This is a genomic window from Streptomyces niphimycinicus, from assembly GCF_018883605.1.
In the GTDB taxonomy this organism is placed as follows: domain Bacteria; phylum Actinomycetota; class Actinomycetes; order Streptomycetales; family Streptomycetaceae; genus Streptomyces; species Streptomyces niphimycinicus.
Genome location: NZ_JAHLEM010000973.1, coordinates 1 through 1422, shown reverse-complemented (window position 1 = coordinate 1422; position 1422 = coordinate 1). Strand labels below are relative to the sequence as shown.

Sequence of the window (1422 nt, the reverse complement as noted above, 5' to 3'; positions counted from 1 at the left end):
GGAAGGCCGCTCAGCCGCTCGCCGAGCGGAGTGGCGGAGTCGGCGTCGGTGACGACCTTTCCGGCCTCGGCGCCGGTCGCGGCGCGCGGCCCGGCCTCCGCCGCCGCCAGTTCGGCGATCAGCGGGCTCGGCCGTACGGCGGTGAGGGTGCGGGTGAAGTTCTCCCAGTCGATGTCCGCGACCGTCACGGCCGTGTCATCGAGGTCCAGCGCCTGCCGCAGGGCGGCAACGGCGGATTCGGGCGCCATCGGCGGCATGCCCTCGCGGCGCATCCGCCGCTCCATGGCGTCGTCACCGGCCATACCGCCCTCGGCCCACGGGCCCCAGGCGATCGAGGTGGCGGGCAGCCCCTCCGCACGGCGCGACTCCGCCAGCGCGTCCAAGTAGGCGTTGGCCGCCGCGTAGTTGCCCTGCCCGGCGGCACCCACCGACCCGGTGATCGAGGAGAAGAGTACGAACGCCGTAAGGTCCAGATCGCGGGTCAGCTCGTCCAGATGGCGCGCGGCGTCGGCCTTCGCCCGGAGCACCGAGGCGAATCGCTCGGGCGTGAGCGAGTCCAGTACGCCGTCGTCGAGCACACCGGCCGCATGGACGACGGCGGTCAGCGGAAGCTCCGCCGGAAGCCCGGCCAGCAGCTCCGCGAGCGCGTCCCGGTCCGCCACATCGCACGCGGCAACGGTCACCCGAGCACCCGACGCGGCCAGCTCATCCCGCAGCTCCACCGCACCCGGAGCCTCCAGCCCCCGGCGGCTGGTGAGCACCACATGCTCGGCGCCGTTCTCCACCAGCCAGCGAGCCAGATGCGCACCCAACGCACCCGTGCCGCCCGTGACCAGGACCGATCCGGCACCCGGCGACCAGGAGCCCTCGGAGGCCGAACCCGTTGCCGACCCCGCCACAGCCGCCCGCTCCAGCCGGCGCCCGAAGACACCCGAGCCACGCACCGCGACCTGATCCTCGCCACCGGCCCCGGCCAGCACACCCGCCAGCCGCCCCAGCACCCGCTCATCCACCGACTCCGGCAGATCGACCAGACCACCCCACCGCTCCGGCAGCTCCAACGCCGCCACCCGGCCAAGCCCCCACACCAACGTCTGGCCCGGATTCACCGCACCATCCGAACGCCCCACCGACACCGCGCCCCGCGTCGCCACCCACAGCGGCGCACCCACACCCACACCCGCACCCACACCCGCATCACCCAGCGCCTGCACCAACGCGGCCGTCCGCAGCACATCCGTCACCGAGGCGTCGTCCAGCGCCAGAAGCGACACCACACCCGTCACCGAGGCGTCGCCCACCGCCTCACGCAGCTCCTCCGCGATCCCGGCGCGGTCCGCCGCGTTCGACTCGACCACGCGCACATCCACACCACGCCCGGCCAGCATCCGCACCACACCAGAGGCCCACACACCCTCGGCC

General features: G+C 74.1%; 1 protein-coding gene. It reads right to left on the bottom strand.

Annotated elements, in window-relative coordinates; genetic code table 11:
• Window positions 1-1422 (bottom strand): beta-ketoacyl reductase (locus KN815_RS46280; RefSeq protein WP_216347781.1); only part of this gene is annotated, 1422 nt, incomplete at both ends.